Source organism: Bacillota bacterium (genome assembly GCA_013178125.1).
In the GTDB taxonomy this organism is placed as follows: Bacteria; Bacillota; SHA-98; order Ch115; family JABLXJ01; genus JABLXL01.
Map to the genome: position 1 here is coordinate 1 of JABLXJ010000014.1, position 19908 is coordinate 19908.

General features: G+C 46.3%; 17 protein-coding genes. All 17 read right to left on the reverse strand.

Translation table 11 applies throughout. The annotated features are described in order from the left end of the window. Nucleotides 1-219: 219 nt before the first annotated feature. Nucleotides 220-1017, reverse strand: a complete 798-nt coding sequence (locus HPY71_11575; GenBank protein NPV54146.1) for a 3-oxoacyl-ACP reductase FabG — start codon at nt 1015-1017, stop codon at nt 220-222. A gap of 662 nt (nt 1018-1679) precedes the next feature. Then, on the reverse strand, nt 1680-2555 hold the full coding sequence (locus HPY71_11580; protein ID NPV54147.1) for a hypothetical protein: 876 nt from the start codon (nt 2553-2555) through the stop codon (nt 1680-1682). A gap of 242 nt (nt 2556-2797) precedes the next feature. After that, nucleotides 2798-3058, reverse strand: coding sequence for a biotin attachment protein (locus tag HPY71_11585; GenBank protein NPV54148.1), 261 nt, complete (start codon nt 3056-3058; stop codon nt 2798-2800). Between the two features lie 32 nt (nt 3059-3090). Further along, the gene (locus HPY71_11590; protein ID NPV54149.1) at nt 3091-4467 is read right to left on the reverse strand and encodes a hypothetical protein; all 1377 of its coding nucleotides are present in this window, start codon (nt 4465-4467) and stop codon (nt 3091-3093) included. A 277-nt stretch (nt 4468-4744) separates the two neighbouring features. After that, nucleotides 4745-5731 (reverse strand): alpha-ketoacid dehydrogenase subunit beta, encoded by a 987-nt coding sequence (locus HPY71_11595; GenBank protein ID NPV54150.1) that lies wholly within the window; start codon nt 5729-5731, stop codon nt 4745-4747. After that, on the reverse strand, nt 5728-6705 hold the full coding sequence (locus HPY71_11600; GenBank protein ID NPV54151.1) for a thiamine pyrophosphate-dependent dehydrogenase E1 component subunit alpha: 978 nt from the start codon (nt 6703-6705) through the stop codon (nt 5728-5730). Before HPY71_11600 ends, HPY71_11595 begins: the two co-directional genes overlap by 4 nt. Continuing rightward, nucleotides 6698-7378, reverse strand: coding sequence for a hypothetical protein (locus HPY71_11605; GenBank protein ID NPV54152.1), 681 nt, complete (start codon nt 7376-7378; stop codon nt 6698-6700). The genes HPY71_11600 and HPY71_11605 overlap by 8 nt, the downstream gene beginning before the upstream one ends. Nucleotides 7379-7530: 152 nt before the next feature. Further along, nucleotides 7531-8685, reverse strand: coding sequence for a hypothetical protein (locus tag HPY71_11610; protein NPV54153.1), 1155 nt, complete (start codon nt 8683-8685; stop codon nt 7531-7533). Nucleotides 8686-8766: 81 nt separating this feature from the next. Next, nucleotides 8767-10848 carry a family 10 glycosylhydrolase gene (locus tag HPY71_11615; GenBank protein NPV54154.1) on the reverse strand — a complete coding sequence of 694 codons (2082 nt, stop codon included), beginning with the start codon at nt 10846-10848 and terminating at the stop codon, nt 8767-8769. Between the two features lie 124 nt (nt 10849-10972). Beyond that, a complete protein-coding gene (locus HPY71_11620) occupies nt 10973-12013 on the reverse strand; it encodes a hypothetical protein (protein ID NPV54155.1) in 1041 nt (346 codons plus the stop codon). Between the two features lie 44 nt (nt 12014-12057). After that, the gene (locus tag HPY71_11625) at nt 12058-12900 is read right to left on the reverse strand and encodes a carbohydrate ABC transporter permease (protein ID NPV54156.1); all 843 of its coding nucleotides are present in this window, start codon (nt 12898-12900) and stop codon (nt 12058-12060) included. Between the two features lie 35 nt (nt 12901-12935). Continuing rightward, a complete protein-coding gene (locus tag HPY71_11630; GenBank protein NPV54157.1) occupies nt 12936-13889 on the reverse strand; it encodes a sugar ABC transporter permease in 954 nt (317 codons plus the stop codon). A 182-nt stretch (nt 13890-14071) separates the two neighbouring features. After that, nucleotides 14072-15355: an extracellular solute-binding protein gene (locus HPY71_11635; protein ID NPV54158.1), complete on the reverse strand. Its 1284-nt coding sequence runs from the start codon at nt 15353-15355 to the stop codon at nt 14072-14074. Nucleotides 15356-15726: 371 nt separating this feature from the next. Continuing rightward, nucleotides 15727-16782, reverse strand: a complete 1056-nt coding sequence (locus tag HPY71_11640) for a LacI family DNA-binding transcriptional regulator (GenBank protein NPV54159.1) — start codon at nt 16780-16782, stop codon at nt 15727-15729. Nucleotides 16783-16926: 144 nt separating this feature from the next. After that, entirely contained in the window at nt 16927-17448 is a 522-nt protein-coding gene (locus HPY71_11645; GenBank protein NPV54160.1) for an extracellular solute-binding protein, read from the reverse strand. Between the two features lie 271 nt (nt 17449-17719). Continuing rightward, entirely contained in the window at nt 17720-18628 is a 909-nt protein-coding gene (locus HPY71_11650; protein ID NPV54161.1) for a TIM barrel protein, read from the reverse strand. A gap of 173 nt (nt 18629-18801) precedes the next feature. After that, nucleotides 18802-19845 carry an alcohol dehydrogenase catalytic domain-containing protein gene (locus HPY71_11655; GenBank protein ID NPV54162.1) on the reverse strand — a complete coding sequence of 348 codons (1044 nt, stop codon included), beginning with the start codon at nt 19843-19845 and terminating at the stop codon, nt 18802-18804. Nucleotides 19846-19908 lie beyond the last annotated feature (63 nt).

Below are 19908 nucleotides of genomic sequence, written 5' to 3' on the forward strand. Positions count from 1 at the left end.
AACAACTAGGGAAGCCAACTCTGAATTGCTCATACACTAATGATACACTATGACGGCGGGAAAAGCCAGATCCAAATTTTGCAGCCAGTTGGAGCCAGATATTGGTGGAACTTTGACGGAACCCTGGGTAGGGAGCGACCGCCCCGACCGCCCGCTGCCTTATTCCCGATGTCTGAAGAAAAGGGGCTTGCGGTGGCCCATATAGCCCCATTTGCGCCATCACGCCATCACGAGGCCACCGTCAACATTGATAGTCTGGCCTGTGATGTAGCTCGCCCCATCAGATGCCAAAAACACGACCGCGGGGGCTACCTCCTCAGGCTCCCCCAGCCGCCCCATCGGGGTCTCCACCATCCAGCGCCCGATGTTGGGTTCCACGCGGCCATCCAGGATCTCCGTCTTTATCCTGCCCGGGGAGACGGAATTCACGGTTATACCATAGGGAGCGAGTTCCTTTGCGAGGGATTTTGTGAACCCGATCACCCCTGCCTTGGACGCCGCATAATGGGCGTGGGCAACCGAGCCGCGCATCGCCGCCTGTGATGAGATGTTGATGATCCTCCCGGACCTGAGGCTTATCATGTGGGGGATTACAGCCTTCGAGCAATTGAACACCCCCTTGAGATTGATATCGATGGTCTCGTTCCATTCCTCCTCGGTCATGTCCTGGACCCGGGCCGTGGTGAAAATCCCGGCATTGTTGACGAGGATATCGATCCTACCGAACCGGGCCAGCACGTCATCTACCATGGCAGCGACTTCCCTGGCAGATTGCACCCTGGCGCAGACTACAAGGCCCTCCACTCCCATATCTCTAATACAACTCAAAACCTCCTCAGCACGATCCCTGTGAGCAGCGTAATTTACAACGACACTGGCGCCTTCTCCTGCCAGCGCCAGGCAAATCGCCCTCCCAATGCCCCTCGACCCGCCAGTTACAATCGCCACTTTGCCCGTAAGCCCTGTTGCGTTCACAGAAACTCGGTGTAGGATGCCTCCCAATGAATTGGGAGGCATCCTACACCCATGCCCTCCTCCTGCTAGACTGTGGACTTCTCATGCTGCCAGCCATCAGCACGCTGCAATACCCTTCGGCCCCGCGCAGGTTGTTTTTTAGCCTTCCTCCAGCCACGCTTCAAAAACGGCCTCGATATTCTGCCGAGGATCCTTAACGCCCCACTCGCACTGGGCAATTACTCCCCCGCCTTTGCCATCCAAAGCCCGCCGCACCCTCCGCATCGCCTCTTTAATCTCTTACGGAATCCCAAAAGGAGAGAATATGCTGGCGATCTATCTCTCCCTAGGTAGGTACTTTCGCGAGAGATTTTCTCTCGCCAATCGATCAATTCATCAAGAGCCGGGTGGAATTCGTTTTGTCGAGCAATATATATCAGCCTTCTCATTATTGCATCGTATGGCTTAATCATACTGCATATTACACGTAATTGCAACTACTATCCTTGCAAACCAGTCGCTTCCTAAACCTTAGAACTGGAAATTCGACCTCCTCCGAGACAATTTCTACCACCCAGAAAGGGTTTTTGGAGCTTACTCCTAGGATTATATCCTTCCTACATTAAATTAAGCTCCAACTTCGGGCGAGTGTGATATAGCTCGACGCTAAAGCCTGGCTTTCAAATCTCTTACAACGCAGCATTACCAAAGTGCTTTGATGTTTTTCAAAGGGCCTTGAACTCAGGTATGGCTAGACTTGCGGCTTCAGGGTTGGAATTGGAAGCAAAATGCTGGTAGATGATCAAACGCTCGATACTCATGCATTCTACCTTTACTTTGTCGGCGGCGCATGCTGCGACGAAAAACTCATCGCCACCCAGATCTTCCCGCGTCATGAATATGGAGGCAGATTCAATCTGACTCGGCTCTTTGCCCGGTACCCATACCCTACCGTGCCCACCAAGCACGATGGCACCAAAGGCCGCCTTTTCTTGAATCTCCCATGTATATGACGGGTTGATAACGGTTTTCTTTGCGCTATATAGGTCGGGATTAGTCTTTTCGCTAGCTTTACCGCATCGGTAGATGACGAAAGCTTGAGAGCCAGCGTCCTGCTCACGTACTTTTACCGGCGGCCGGAAGTACTCTTGCCGAAAATTCTCTGTGTTGCCGGAATTCTTGCACCGTATCATGGAAAGCATATACTCGCAGACCTTTTCAAACCCGTCATCCCTGATGGTGACAGGTAAGTCCCTATCAATAAGGTCGGGCGGCATTACCATATCATTCACTCTGGATTCTGGGATACAGGTAACATCGGAATCCACTTGGAGTTCATAGGTTACAAGCGAGCCTGGGGCATGCAACGTGCAAGGAGGCATGTACCAGCCGGTCCCCGGTACCAGATTAATCGTATTAGCCAGATCGGTTAGACGGTTATCTCCTCTAAAATAAGCTTTCAAATAGCCTAAGATCTGACTATCCGTATACGTGCGATCAACACCCATCGAAGTAGCAGGATAAGCGTTTCTATTCATGCCGGAAAATCCCGCCGGTACGCTCGATTTCTTGCTCAATAAATTGCCTAATTTTCTTTTCATCAGTCAATCTTTGAAAGGTTAAAGTTTTGTCGAGTAGACATATCGATTTTGCTTCCTTTCTAAGCAGTTATCATTGAAAAAGTGCGTTTTCTCCGGCCGTAACTACATAATCTCCTCTTGGAGTTCTTATCGAAGCTGGTACTCCTCTCTAATGATGGAATGAAAGTCTCTTGCGCCATCTCTTAAGGTTAGTACCGTGGATGAAAACAGATATTCTTTATTTATAGCTATAACTGTTTCCTTTACTTCCCACAGACTATCTCATCAGCATCTCCTAGAAGCGCAATGGGAGTACCTATTGGGACAGTCTCCCCCTCACTAACCAATATCTTTAGCAAAACGCCAGAGATGGGGGATTCTACCTCTAACGTACTCTTTTCCGTCTCCACCTCCAGGAGAATTTCGCCTTTTGAAACCCGCTCGCCGACTTGCTTTTTCCAACTGGCTATGGTCGCCTCTTCTGACATGTGTCCTAGCTTGGGCATTATAAATTCTACCGCCATTGCCAACCCCCATTTGTTTTTTGATTTCAAGACTATTTAACTACTACCGGCTTGAAATCTAGAATCTCACATACTTCTACCAATTCTGCTATCCAATCACCATATACCATGTGCAAGTGGTTAGACCGAACTGCATCTATAAACTCATTCCGATTACAAAGCAATTTTAGGAATGCATGTGGGCGCTCCCAGATGGTCTCCCTTAACCTCTCACGAGGCAGTTCAACAACCTCAACTGGTGCAATTAACATTTCATATTTTTCGGATTCCCGACTAAGCCGTGCAACAGTTGCATGACCAGGACGTGCTACGTGCTGCGGACATGTACCCCCATACCTCCACTTAAATTCATGTACACCCTCTCGCTCCCAGTAAACATCTTTTTTACATTTAGCGAAATCGGTCGGTTGGGACCCACAGTTGCAAGTGGTGAGCACATTATCCTTCAAATTGAACTCCGTCAGATCGGTGAACAACACGGGGCCATCGGCAAGCATCTTGAGAATTTGCATCGTTAACGCTCCATTCAGATCAGCCTCGCAAGCAAAGATAAATCGTTCCTTGGGACCTTGGTCATCTTCAGCATCCCCCATGATGGCGTGAGCTAGACAGAAAGTAGTATACAACCTAGGCAATTCAGGTAGGCATTTGACCGCAATGAAGTCATAACCTTTCTCGGCTGACAACTCCTTTAATGCCAAATATAGTTTGATCTGCTTTATAATCACATCCTCACTAGCCACTAGTTTACCGAAGGTATCCTTCATCCATTGCAGAAAGGAAAAAGCACGACTATTGTCTATTGCCTCTGCACGATCAATCACTTCCATCTGCTCGAAAGAATCAATCTCGGTGCCAAATTTTACCCTTACCTCATTAGGATCACATACGGCCGTCACCATCCCCATTGAACGTCCGCCACCAACACCCAGCACTTGGCCTCTTAAACCCTTCGCAGCACATGCGGCATTTAAAAGGCATTTAACCTTTTTTCGAGTCTCATCATCATCAAAGAGACCATAAACCAGATGAGCGTGGCACCCCAGTTCTGCCATAGCCCCTCGTGCGATAGCACCGCCAACCAGTCCACAGGTTCCAGGAGTTGCATCTCCCCAAATCACAACCGGGACATCTGCCTCTAACGCAGCCGCCGCGGCACAATTAGCGTAGGTCCACGTGCCTACATAAATGACAAGTGCATTTATTCCTCGTGCCCGGAGGCTCCGTCCTGCCGACCTCATTTCTTCATAGGTTCGATGCAGGGGACCTTCATCCAACACATCAAACCCCATATCTTCCAAAGCGTTTTTTATTACATTATGCGTAACGGCAACTCTCTCTAATACTTCCTTCGCCCACGTATTGTCAGGTGACATAGTTGAAATTAATCCTATTGTTCTATGGTTCATAAAAAATGCCCTCTCCAATTCATCAAATTTGATTTTACGGGTTTAATACTTGCCATACTCCCTACTGACTCCTAACCCAGCTCGATAACGACAACTTTGAAGCGGGGTTTTCCAAAAATAGCATTGATAGAACCGGGAACAAAATCACCACCCATCTACAGCTAAGGCACACGCGCTTTACATTCTCACGAATAGTTTCCACCGGTCCGTACTAGGGGCGACCCCAAGTAATACATATCTTTAATGCCCCGTTGTGTTATAACTAAAGACTAGCTACCTACTCAAGGACCTCCCGAACACCTGCAATAATCCATTCATCATTTGGCACTACGGATTTTTCGATCTTCCCGTATGGAATTCCCGTTCTCATACCACATATACGCTTTACCGGTTTCTTTAGATCGCCAGAACACTTTTCTGTTACCACTGTAGCTGCTTCAGAGCTCCAACCGCCCTCTGCCGGAGCCTCAGTCACCACGACGCAGTGTCTAGTCTTTGATACCGAATTTACGAGTGTCTCTTTATCCAGAGGCCACAGAGTCCTGGGATCCACAATTTCACAAGATATTCCTTCTTTGGCCAGCTTCTCTGCTGCTTCAAGGGCATGCAAAACCATCCAGGACGTAGCAATAATTGTAACATCAGTCCCTTCACGCTTAATATCTGCTACTCCAATGGGTACCACATATTCATCTTCCGGCACATCACCTTTAGTAAAATAGAGGGATTTATGCTCGATAATTATAACAGGGTTATTATTTCTAATAGATGATTTCAGCAGCCCCTTCATATCATAGGGAGTCGATGGCATAACCACAATTAATCCTGGGACGTTAACAAACCAGTTCTCCAGACTCTGCGAATGTTGGGATGAATTGCGCATCCCTACCCCGCCTTGGGTCCGAAAAACCACCGGAACATTAACCGTCCCGCAGGAGAGTTGGTGATACTTACAAGCATGGTTTATAATCTGATCCATTGCAATGGTAATGAAATCTATATACATTATCTCAACAACCGGACGCATCCCCATTACAGCACTTCCGACAGCACATCCTGCTATAGCCGCTTCAGAGATTGGCGCATCCTTAACGCGTTCGGGGCCGAATTCTTGCAACAACCCTTTCGTTGCCCCGAACAGATTTCCCCACCGACCTATATCTTCGCCGATTAAATAAACGGCCTCGTCACGTTTCATTTCTTCACGCAAGGCCTCACGTATCGCATCACAGTATGTTATTCTTTTAACTTTACTCCCTGTCATTTCAGCCGGCCTCCCTCAGCTAAAGGAATCATAACATGATCGGTTGCCTGTTCTACTGTTGGGAATGGCTGTTCTAATGCCCAAGCAAGGTCGGATTCAAGCTCCCTGACCACTTCCTGTTCCAATGCGATGAGAACGGACTCTTCAACCCCTTCCTCTAAGAGACGGGCCTTGCAACGGGCAATGGGGCATTTTTTCCGCCACCATTCTACCTCATCCCTCGTTCTATACGTATATTCCGGGTCACCACCGTAGTGTCCCCTCGTACGATAGGTTATCGCCTCGATGAAGACTGGCCCATCTCCTGATCGAGCCGCGGTCACGCCCTTCTCAACAGCGGCCAGTACCTCTTCTACATCGTTTCCATCCACCATCACGCCCTCGAGGCCATAGGACGCTGCACGTTTGGAGATCGGATAGACAGAGACGAACTCGCGTACCGGCATAGCCTCGCCATACTGGTTATTCTCGCATATATAGATCACAGGTAATTTCCAGATAGCAGCCAAGTTGAGGCCTTCATGGAACGAACCGGTATTAGAAGCACCGTCCCCAAAGAAACACACACAGATACGACCTTTCCCCTCGCGTTTCATAGCCATAGCGATCCCTGTTGCAATCGTAATGCCGCTGCCAACTATCGATCCGCAGAAAAAGTTGTTTGGGGTATCAATCCACTGCATTGGACCACCAATACCCTGGCTGACTCCTCCCCGTCTTCCAAGCATCTCACAGAAAATCTGGCGAGGTGTGCTTCCTTTAGCTATAGAGTGACCTTGTGGACGGTGAGTCGAGATCACCGCGTCGTCGGGCCTAAGATTTGTACACACCCCTACGGCAACTGCCTCCTCTCCACTGTAGGGGTGGAATCCATCCATAATTAAATCCTTCATTTTAAGATCAAGACACATTTCGTCAAAATGCCGAAGCACGAGCATCTGTCGATATAGCCCTAATAATTTGTCTCTATCCATTGTTTAAACCTCCTTCTCGGATGGCCACAATGCGGACGGGGCATGCGTCAATCCCCTTGATCGGCAGTGGTAGGATAAAGACGGTTACTCGTTTATCTCCAATAGCTGCAAGGTTTGTTGCCGACTCCACCATAGCGATATCATGTTTGAACATGTTCAAATGGTTCGGCTGGTAATCCGTACCGGGCACTTCGAAGCCCGCGGCGTCCGTCCCTATTATAGAAGGATTAAAGGAGATCAACCACTCCATCGCCTCGACTGTCAGGTATGGCTGCTCTGCCCAGCGCTCCGTCCGAAAGAACTTATCCATGTCGGTCCGAATAAAGATCATATCACCTTCCTGGATACGGTCAGCATGGGCTTGAACCTCCTCGAGTGTGATCGCTTCTCCATTTGCCTTATGGGAAAAATCAAGGACCACAGCCTCCCCAATAAGCCTTTCAACGGGATAATCGGCCGCATCAGCCCCTTCCTTCCAATGATGATACGGAAATTCAATATGCGTTCCCATATGGGACGACATGTTGATCTCACTCAGAACATACCAGATGTCGGGTCGGTGTTTAACATCTGGAAGCAATTCTGTTACATCAAAGGTGCGAGTCTCTAATTTGAAATTTTCTTTCTCTGGAATCATAGGATGGCTCAATTCAATAATGAAGTCTTTTCTCATATCAATTCTCCTCGCCTGCCTACGTTTATTCCACAACTGAGATAGCACCGAGCATTTATGATTAACCTACGCGATACTGAGCGGGCCATTTAGCCGATGATTCTCCACTGTAAATCCCGAAAATCAAACTCTATTGGTTCAAGATGTATGTCTCATTCTTTCCCTATTAGTTTCCACTTTTGTTCCAAGTAGTATAGATAGTTTTTCAGTGTTACATCAGGTGGAATTAGGTGATCCAAGTGGGGGATATATCCACCCTGTTCCAGCAATGGAGCAATTCTCTCCAGTTCTTTGTCAATCGCATCCTTACCGGAAATCAGTACTCTCTTGTCAATGCCCCCTTGGAGTAAAACCTTCTTACCATATTTCTTACGTAACATAAACATATCTGTACCAGCAGCAACCTCACAGGGGAACATTATGTTGATACCAGCATCCAACCACCCCGGCACAAGGTCATGAATGAGGCCGTCACAATCAACACTTTGTAAGCAACAACCGTGTTTTTCAAGTATAGCAGTCACACGTTTATATAGTGGTACCATCAACTTTTCGAACGTGCGAGGACTGATTAAGGGTCCATAATTGAAACACATATCTTCCCACCAGCTAAAACGGTGAATGGGTACATCGTCAGGCACCTGTTCCAGACTATTGAGAATAAGTTGGAGATGATGATCAAGCATCTCTTCTACAAGAGCAGGATCATCATAAAGAAGATACGAAAGACCTTCCACCCCTAACCAGTTACGTAACTGCCCGTAAAAACCTGTTGCCGTGGATGTGACCTCGAATCCGGCAGCTGCAGCCTTACGTGCCTGATCCCAAACTTTGGGATCAATCTTTCTAACTGGAGACTCGATGCGGAGACGCTTTTTAAATTCTCCCCAATCTAAGCGGTTTTTGACAGGATATTCGAGGTATTGAGGGATACTCGCGAAACCACTTTTATGCTTGTACCAGCGGGCGATAGTACCATCTCTATCGCGTCGAACTTCAGTCTCTTCATCTTCCTCAAGTACTACGATTTCATAGGGTGGGTCAATATCGGTGTAAACTGGAATATTAACTTTACCCTTATAATAACCCTCCACTAACTGGTCTAATCCAAAATAATCGGCAAAGATATTAGAAAACGCATCATCACCGATTGTGTCAACCAACTCTTGCGGAAACCCCTGTTTGACCCAAGCCTGGATTGTTTGTGGCCAGTAACCAAATTCAACATCAGGGACACGATCGATTTCCTTATAAGTGAAGGTCTTATATATACGGGTTTGAGGTTCAATGAATTGCTGTGTAACCATATTTATTCCCTCATTTTAGTATAAAGCCGTCTTCGTTATGCCCCTCACAGCGAAGGGTTGCATCGCCGGAGTATTGCCAATTTACTCGTACTCTAAAGCCAACATTAAAAAAGTCTCTAATCTTGGGGCAGTAAATTCTGCATAGTCTTCTCTACACTCATAACTTAATTCTCTTTCATCCGGAAGTATTATGAAGCGTTTAACTCTCTTGTTACCTAATCTTATCCTGACCTTTATCTCATTAATTGGAATGTTGGGTAATTCTTCCTGAAAGTTGAGTAGGTTAACAATATATCGTTTTTTATCCGTTTGGTGAAATGCAGTTATCTCCACCGACTTTGGAGCATCGCTTTCGAATACAAATGGACTTCGGGAAAGTAACCTGATTAAATTGATAAATATCTTATGATGATATTCAACATTTTCTAAATCACCGGCCACATAGATTACTTTTCCTTTACCATATCTATTGAGAACGACGGCAGGATAATCCGTCCATATACCTGGAGGATTACTGTGAATAGAAGCATAACGCCTTATATCTTTAGGATCCGTGTATGGAAGAACTATTTTCCCTAAAACATTAGTATCTTTTTTTACCTCGATCTTTAATTGAGAACCATAAATACTTAAAGGGTATTTTGGGGTATAATCAAGGAAGACATCCTTTCCTTCCTCCGTTGGAGAAATATAAGTGAAATTCTCTTTCGTTTCTCCTAGATAAGAAATACCAAAGACATCAGCTAATAAGAAATTATCTTTTCTGATTCCACCTTTAGTGATCAAGGAAGTATATTTGCTTGCATATAAGCTACCACCAGACTTAACATAATTTTTGATTGCCTCAACTTCTTCTTCGTCCATCATTAACACATTGGGGAGTACAAGTACCTGATACTGCGAAAGTTCCCTGATGTTCTTTTTTGTGACAACCCCAAAGGGGATATGATGATTTATAAAAGACTTAGCAACACTAAGTGTAGCATCTAAATGAGGTATTTTATCCGAGATTTCTAGGATGTTAGAACGACCCTTGATAACATTTTCTCCACTATATTCCGGGTCAAATTTTGACTCAGTACTGAAATAAATAGCAACATCTTGACAAAATTGCCCTCCAAGGTATTTCTCGTATTCTTTTATTTTACGGTAAATTTCCCCCATTGTACTATAAACTCTTTTGTTCAAAGTCCCTACAGGATCAATGGCATCTATAAATATAAAGGCTCCGCCATTAACTAGAGCTGAAAACGCCTTGGCTTCTAGTAATTCCTTAGGTTTTAGCGTCGTATGATCTTTTAGATTTACGTTAGAAGAGGTCTCGAAACCAAAGGGCTTATTTTCGGTAAGATTGTAAAGAAGCTTGCAGACAAAAGAACCTTGCAAAGCATTACCATAAAAATCACCTTGTAAAAAATCGCTTTCTTTACTAAGTCCCACAGTCACCCCCCACCGCCAAGAAGCTGTATATGTCGAAGACTGGTGTTCAACACTGACATCTGGTTTTATTTTCTTTACTGTAGAAGTAGCTAAAGCAGCAAAGTCGATTAACCATTCTTCTCTTTTACGTTGAAAGGTTACCCACTTTGGATCCTCCCAATTAACGACTCTAGGCAGTTCACCACCAACCTCTTCAGAGTACCTCTTCTGGCAAGAAGAACAATAGCAGACCTCAGGCCAGAATGTCATGTCAAAACGAATCCCTTCAAATTCATAGTTGTTGCAGATTTCTTTAATTTGTTCTACAACGAAATCTCTATATGGAGAATTTGGACAGCAAACACCATAACGACTATTTTCAGCTGCTTCTTTACCATCTGCAGTAATAATCCTCCAATCAGGGAAATGATTATACGTCCAGTCATTAAAAATCAGACTATAATAAACCACTACTTTGATTCCCTTCTGATGGCAAAGATCAATTACTTCTTTTAATATATTTCTCCCCTTAAGCCCCTTGTGCATCTCTCCTACCTTTGTGGGATAATTACAAAGACCTACATGGGAATGGGCGTACACTACCGCTGACTCAGCTTGAGATAACTGTAACATCTCTACATATTTCTCCGAATCAAATTCAGATAAGAATTTCTCATCCCAATCTGTAATATGCATATCTATTACATTTCTACAATAAGCACTTTGGTACCACTTCTTTTGCATCTTTATCCCCCTAATCCCAATATTCCATTGCAACTTAAATTGGTATCCTTCTAGAACCGGATCATTACATTCTTATAATCATCATCCATAAATCACCTTACCAACTTTCGGATATAGTTTAAGGTTACATACATTTACTATTGCTATAATCACAGAAAGCTTCGTATACTGCTCTGATATTATCATCGGGAGTTCTGTAATCAATATCGGGAACAGATAACTCGAACTCGGTATCTTGGTGAATTGAATCCATAATCCGTCTAACATCCTCAACGAGGTCTTCCCTTGAAGCCGACATCAAGCGTTTTGCACTAAATATATAACTAATGCTAGCCTTCGGGAAAGTATCACACACCTTCCTCAGATTTGATTGCCATCCAACTTGAATATATGAAACATTATCATGGAGAGCATATTGGTCGATCATACGATCTACAACACCACAGTGATGGATTCCGAATGATGGAAACTCTTCCGATAGTCTATGATCATGTTTATAGAGAAACCGGCTGTAGATTTCTGGTGAGATAAAATCTACAGTGCAATTAGCAATAACTAAGCGGAGCGGTGTCTCACCGTGCCGCTCCATTAATAATAGTGCAAGTTGGGCAATGGTTTCTCGTATTATTTCAAAAAGCCTATGAGCCAGCTCCGGGTTTTCATAGTAGTCAATGAATAATTGTTCTCCTCGAAGTTTAAAGGCGATATTTTGTACTCCAAGATTCCAGATAGAAGAAGTTTCCCGACCGTACCGCTTTCTAATTTCGTCCCACTGCCTAATAAGCGGTGCTATAGGGTACGAATTATAAATATCAGGTACCTTAAGGTTTCTGATGTCCTCATCCCCAAGTCGCATTGGAACTTCCCAAGGAAAGTTATCTTCAGGTAGTTTTACCTGTGCACCAAAAAGTGCTGGAATCAAAGCATTGGCGAAAGGTGGAAAAAATAGTCCTTCCGGATCATCTAGTGGACCTGGCTCCGGGTTATCATCGCCTAAGCCAATGTCACCAAAGCGCTGGTAGAGATATTTCTGCATTTTCCTATGGATATTGCTTCTATACTCGAAATCGAAAGTGTAAGACTTTCCGAACTTAATACCATAATTTTTATTCCACCATGACGGAAGAAACACGAAATGTATTGTTTTATTACCCATTGTACCCACTTCTTCCTAAATTCTAATCCCACAACAAATCTTCATCTACAAGGTTACCTAAACGAACCCAATGTCATACCACGCATAATATTCTTGCTAAAAATTAGATAGAAGACAATCATCGGTACAGTTGCAATTGATAATCCGGCGAATAATGGTCCCCACGATGTCTGACCCCATAAACCCCGGTATCCTAAAAGACCTACAGGTAAAGTCTTGACATTATTACCCCAAAGGAGAACCATTCCCAGAAAAAGCTCATTCCAAAATGCAATAAAGTTTACAATTGCCACAGCCGATAGGGCTCCTTTAGAGATGGGGGCTACTATATACCAAAAGACTTCTAGTTCTTTGCAACCATCAACTCTAGCTGCATCTTCAAGCTCTGAAGGGAATCCTCGAAAATAGGATTGGAGAATTAAGATAGACATTGGTAACCCGACTGTAGAATATACTAGAATTAATCCGGGGTACCTGTTGAGTAGGCCCATTGTCTTGATTAGGTGATACAACGGAATGATCAATGAATGCATCGGGACAGCAACCATTCCAATTAAAAGCATCAAAAAGAACCTCTGCCCTTTAAATTTATATCGAGCAAGAGCGTACGCCGCCAGGGTAGCAATTAAAGTCAATGCAATCATGGTAGCCGATACGACAATTAAACTATTACTGAAGTATAAGCGGAGAACAACGTTACTCTTTTCACCGGTCCAAGCTATAGGGTAGTTCTTAAAAGTGGGCAGCCACGCCAACTTCAATGGGAATTGAACAATCTCTTGAGAAGTTTTAAGGGATGTATTTAACATCCATATTAACGGTAGAAACTGGACTAGGGCCCACCCAATTATAACAACAAAGAGAATAAACATACCGACATTGTATCTCTTTTTCATAACTCCACTCCTTCATTTTTTCAGCTATGGGTATCTTAACCTTCATCAGGTGCTTGCTCAAAACGTACTGCCCGCAAGTAAAACCAAGCTAATATCATTTCAAGCATCAACATTATTACAGAAATAGCGGATCCATAACCGAAGCGTCTAAACCAGAAAGCAACGTTATACATATATAATGAAAGAACTTCGGAGGCTTGTCCCGGACCGCCTTTAGTTATTACAAAGACCACATCAAATACTTTAAATGAGTTGATAACCTGCAACATCGTTACTATTGCTAAAACAGGTTTTATCATTGGAAGAATGAGATACCATACCTTTTTCCAAAAGGTAATTCCATCAATTTCGGCAGCCTCGTACATCTCAGTTGGAATACTCTCCATTGCCGTAAATAGAAATAGCATCGGATAACCCGAATATTGCCAAATATTGATTGCAGTTATAACCCACATTACCAAGCTGGGATTACCGAACCAATCGGGTGCTGTAATGCCAACCAATTTCAAAACCAGCTTAACGGGCCCGCCGATCGGGTGAAGAAGATTACCCCAAAGAATACCGACAGCTGTAATAGATAAAATCACATTCATAAAGAAAGCTGTTCGAAAGAAACGCCAACCTTTAATCTTAATATGCAAAGCTAGAGCAGTTAAAAATCCGATTAGGAGAGTACCAAAAACGGATCCTACTGTATATTTTAAAGTGTTTCCCAAGGCATTAAAAAATCGAGGATCCCGAAACAATCCTACAAAGTTTTCAAACCCGATGAAAATCTTCGATCCGAACCCATTCCACTGATATAAGCTCAGGACTAGTGCATTGAAGAGTGGATATACCATAAATACGATTAACATCAACACAGCAGGAGTGATAAGGAAATAGGCAAAGGCTTGACGCTGGGCCTCCAATGACCTTCTTCTACTGGCACGATTTGTCATATTAGATCCATATCTAGAGTAGCTTTCCAAGTTCGTTGGTCTATTCATGTGACCACATCCTTTTAGGCCTTTTCTCTCGTTTTTAAACTATATCTCGAATTTAAGACTGTACTTAAAACTCCTCATTGACGAAAGGAGCCACCGGATGGAGGCCCTTATTAGCCATAAATAAAGGTAATGACCTCCACCCGGAAGAGAATCTCACTTTTATTCCCATTTTTAGTTAATTGCTACTTTTTTGCTCCACGGACTCGCGCTGCTACTTTATCCAACTGAACTACGGCTTCTTTCGGGCTAACCTGACCCCCGATGACCTTTTGGACGACGCTCCGTAGTTCAGCGTAAAGTTCGTTGCCCCAGAAGGTAACAATCTCGTCAGTTGTATCATATTTACCACTGCCAAATAGCTCCATTATTTCAATGGCAATAGGGTCAACCTTGCTACCTTTAAAACTTTTACTTGTAAGATCGGTGCGAATCGGCATAGCCCCTGTCGTCGCGACGATCTTTTGTCCCTCCGTGCTCAACACATAGTTATAGAAATCAGCGATGATATCCTTTGTCCGCTGATCAACATAAGCAGACAGAATATACTCATCGGGATATGAAACAGTTAGCACAATGGGTATATTATTATGAACTTGGGGGAATAGGAAGAAGCCTAGCTCGTCACCCAATCCTTTTCTAAGTTCGCTAATGATCCAAGTTCCGCTTTCATACATGGCGCCCTTCCTATTCAAGAAAACCTGTCGCGCTTCCATATCATCCATAGATAGTACACCGTCGCCCCAAACCCCTTTAGTTTCCATATCACGCATAATCTGGAACGCTTCTGCAAATCCAGGATAATCGCCCATCTTAACCTCGTTACGTGTCATATATAGTATCTTATTGTACTCTTCGAGTGGAGTCGTTCGAGAAGCAATAACCTGATACATGTGGAATCCAGGCCAAGCGTCGCGATCCCCCATCAAAAGGGGTTGGTAGCCTGCTTTCCGCAACTTAGCACTTATAGTGAATAAATCTTCCAACGTTTTTGGTGTTTCAATTCCAACCTTAGCAAAGATCGCCTTATTGTAAAAGATGAGTGGAGTTGTGACAAAGGCTAATGAGAAATGATACATACTACCGTTAATCCGGTGGGTATTTAAATGTTTTGGAAGAAAGCTCCACCAGCCATACTTTTTATAATATCGATCAAGGTTCTCTACGGCTCCTGTTTCCACCAAGGCCGGCACATCGCCCGATCCATAATTGAGCCAACCTGTTGGTGGGGCACCTGGCGTAGACATGATAACAGGAAGTGTAGCCCGCTGTTGTTCCTGTTCCATAACGGTCAAGGTAAACTTGACATCTGGGTGCTTAGCTTGATATTTCTCTATCAATTGTGATAAGTATTCGACCATACTACCTGGACATGTCACAATTTCAATCTTCGTGGAAGCAAAGGTAAAGGATGCCTGGGCAAATAACATAGCAAATATTGATAACAAAAGAATAAATCTCTTCATCATTGTTTACCTCCTCATGATTTTTGGACGTATCTTGAAAGCACTCATAAACTGATATAGCTATTTTTATATAACACTTTCTACTCCTAGATTAGACCCACTATTTCGTCTGGAAATTTGTTTGGACTTCGCATAACAACCCCAATAGTAACTCAACTCATCCCAGATTCTACATGACTATCCATTCCATCACCTCTTCCCTTTCAACGTCTTCTTCCTCCTGAGGGCTACTGTACTTTCATACGTGTAACTACCGAACATATCCCTCCTTTAGAAGGGATAGAAGGACCTATTCAGAAACTCCCTCCGCGCTAAAGGCTTGGCTTCCAGCATACCCTTCCTGCTGCACTACCTCCACCATTACAAAACCCAGATCAGTAGAAAGGGAACTCGTCACGTTCAACTGGAACGACAGTCGTGGACGTCGCCCGGATAACTGGCCGACAGGGGATCAATAACGGCTCAGCGCCGGCCACAGCTACCGGCGCGGTATCATCAACGCTATCGGGATCAATTAAATAAAGGAAGCTGCGAGCCGCTGCCTGACCGATTTCATACATAGGCAACTGGACACTGGAAAGCCTGGGCCGGGTGATGTGAGTCACTTCCCGGTTGTCGAAACCGATGATCCCTAATTCATCCGGAACGGTGACGGATTCTTCGTGAGCCGCCTGTAAAGCTCCTACAGCCATGAAGTCATTCGCTACAAAAATAGCGTTAGGATGGACCTGGCTCAAAAGTTCCCGGGCATGCCGGTAGCCGCTGTCTGGTTTCCAATCGCCATAACGAACGAGTTCGTGGGTGTAAGGAATTCCATTATCTATTAAAGCCTCCTTAAAACCTTGTAACCTCGCTTGGCAGGCATGCCAGGTGTATGGCCCGTTAATCATGGCGATTCGTCGATAACCTTGGCCCACCAAGTGGACGGTAGCTGCATAAGCTCCTCCACGCTCATCGGGCAATATGGTCGGATAGCGTCCACTGGCGGGAAGGCAGTGAGCATAAACCGATCGGACCCCGGCTGGTATCCAGCTATCGTCAAGAATTCGGATCCAACCCCCCGCTATTAACAAGCCAGCTAGATGGCCCTGCTTGAGTAATGAAAGAAATGGCTCAACCCCGCCGAAATTCGGGCCGGCTTGACCAAGAAAAAGGGTCCACCCCCGTTCCCGTAACCAACTTTCAGCCCCAGCAGCCATAGCGCTAACTAAGGGGCTAGCTAGGTTATCGGTGATAAAAGCCAGCATATTTGCCTTCCCGGTACGGAGGTTACGCGCTAGACTATTAGGCTGATAACCCATTTCCACTGCTATCTTGATAATCTTTTTCCGAGTGGGGCCACTTACAAGAGAGCTGCCGCTCAAGGCCCGGGAAACTGTAGAGGGGGAGACCCCCGCTCGTTTGCCGATATCATATATAGTTACTGACATAGGCATCCTTTTTGCAATCCAATGCAAAAGCTAAAAGTTAAACTAACTCAATAATTATATGGAGTTACCCCGGGTTCACAAGGTACCATTAATGGAATCGATTGCAACCAAAAATAACCTTTCTATTTTCGTCGCTTATAATATTCAACACCATAATGCATATTCCTGCTTACTCAAAAAATTTCTTGTTAGAGGTAGCACCCAGACCTTCCCGTTCCACTGGGAGGCATCCCAGACTGCCGGCATGAAGTCATCAACATCAAACCAGGCTTTGTCGGTGAGCTTCGAATTCGAAATATAGGTATTCAGTGGCTCGACGAAACCTGCCTTCGCATACTGTGGGATAAACATAAGGTCGGTCATCACGACATCGAATATGCCGCTCCGGGAGGCGAGATCCACCAGTGTCTTTTGATGGAGCTCGAGCTCCGGGTATTTCTGGATCCGGACCTTTATCCCGGTAAGCTTCTCGAACTCAGGAATCTGCGGCTCGAGCTGGTCGGTCTCGTTCGTCAGCAGCAAAGCCACCACGATTTGCTCGCCTTTGCACTGCCCCCAGTCAATCTTGGCATCACGCGGCGGAGCAGCGAAGACTTGCATCGCTGAAACCGATAATGCCAACAGTATCACTAGACCAAATAGTGCCAACCGGCCATTAATCTTCATCTCTCAGACTACCTCCTCGGGCATTATGCCACAGTCTTGGAATCTGGTCCCTCTCTGACTGAATGTATTAAACTTCATCCCCGAATCAAACCATACAAAATTATGAGATTACGATAACCCTATGAGACTGTGGTAGCTGCAGCCCCCCTTCCCGCCATCTATTAGCTATTCTAATCCCCGGGCCCCATTCCCGGACGTGATAGCAGCTCAGGCAGCTTGGGGAGTTCCGCCCCGCTCCTCCGCTCCCACACTCCCTCACTTCTTCACTCCTTTACTCCTTCACATACTGCCGCCAGTACTCCACAGACTCCTTGAGGTCGTCAATCACGCGGTCTTCATCCGGATAGAAGGCTTTATGGCTTACCTCAAATACAAGGAGCACCTCCTCCGCCCCTGAATCCTCTATGGCCTTCAGGATATCCTGCGGCTTGATGACCCCCTGTGCATTGTATTCGCTCGTAAACGGCCAGTGGCGACTACACTCCTTATCTGTCTGCTGAATGTGTATAACAGGCGCAACCTTCCCAAACGTCCTTATCCATGCGCAGGGATCCGCATCGGCAGGGTCGCCCGAGTTTACCGAGCCGTGCCCTACATCAAGGCAGAGCCGCATCGGGACCGCCATGTTAGCGCAACGCTCCAGGAGCCCCGAGGTCTCTGATATGGTGCAGGCCATCTCGCGCGGCACCGAGGTAGGCTCAAACATCAGGTACTCGAGCCCCACCTCCGCAGCATAGTCAGCCAGACGGCGATAAGCCTGGACCGCCTGCTCCGTGATGTATTCCCTTCTCTGGGGGTCAGCGGTGTCTCTTGCCGACATGATTGCGAAACAAGTCCCGGTCCCCTTGGCGCCCAGCATCGCCGCCTGCGCGATGAGCCTCTTCATCCACCTCTCGCCCTCTGCCCTTATCTCATCATCCGGGTGGCCGAGATAGTGTTGATGGGCGAAATGGCCGCCGAATGCGGCATATATCTGTATCCCGTACCTGTCACATGCGGCCCGGGTCTCTGCGCAAACCCTCTTCTGGATAGCATCGGGGAGATAGGGGTCGAGCAGGTCGCTCGCATATTGGACGTAGCGCAGCCCGAGCTCCTCGCCTACAATCCGCGTCCACTCCTCTGGCTCCGTATAGCGGTTTGCCGCAAAGTTACAATTCATGCCAAGCAGTACCCTCGCCATATCCCTTGCCTCACCTTTTCATTTAACGCTATTTCATTTAACGCTGTGCCTATATTTGCGTTTAGTGTATACCACCCTCGTTTAATGCTGCGCCATTCCCATCCAATTCTGTGCCGCGCCAATCTCATTCGATGCTCCCATTCTCGTCGATGCCACGCTGATCTCGTTCAGTCCTACACCCACGGCTTTACGACAACCTTCATCCCTTCCCTCGACTCCATCAGCCTGAAGCCCTCCTCTATCTGATCGAGAGGGATCACGTGCGTTATCAGCTTACGCGTATCGATCTTGCCACTGGCGATGAGCTCGAGAGCCTCCCGGTTTCCCCTCCCTGTGCTCGAGGAGGCACCGGTGATTATGCACTCGCGGTAGTGGACGATGTTCGCATCCAAGGTATTGAGGGAATCGCTATGGGCCAGGCCGCCGAAGAAGCTTATCCTTCCCCGCTTGGCCACCATTTGCACCGCTTGCGCCTGTGCCTCCTTCGAGGCGCAGGCAACTATGACCACGTCCGCCCCCCACCCATCTGTTTCCTGGAATACGCGCGCTACAAGATCTTCCTGACCCGCGTTGACAAATACGTCGGCGCTGAACTTGCGGGCAGCCTCGAGCCTGCCGGGGGAACGGTTGGCTAAGATGATCTTGCCTGCACCCCTAGCCCTGGCGAGCTCCACATGGACGCAGCCGGCGGGCCCTGCACCTATCACGACCACCGTATCTCCCTCGTTAATCCCCACGCGCTCCTGGCCATTAATGCAGCATGCGATGATCTCGGCCAGGCTCGCATCCTCATAGCTGACCCCGTCCGGGATCTTGTTGACGAAACCTTCGGTTATTGCCTTTCCGGGCGGGACATGGTACTGCGCGAACCCCCCCGGCCAGGCATAACCGATAGATATCATGTTCTCGCACAGGTTCTGGTAGCCCCTCTGGCAGCTGCGGCAGCTGCCGCACGAAATACCGGGGGCGACTGTCACGCGATCCCCAACCTTCAGGCCCTTCACGAGTGGACCGGCCGCCTCGATTATCCCGGCCGTTTCATGGCCAATAACCTGCGGAAGCTTCGCCCTCTTATCCCCCCGGCGATAGATTCTAAGATCCGTGCCGCAAATCGCACAGGCCTCAACCCGAATCATGACACTATCATCGAGAAGCGCAGGTTCGGGCACTTCCTCAATGCGCAAGTCGTTCAGGGCATGGACTACTGCAGCTTTCATCTACCTGCTCCCTCCCCGGAAGTCTCTTTCTGAAGGTCTCTTTATTTGGAAGCCTCTTAGAAT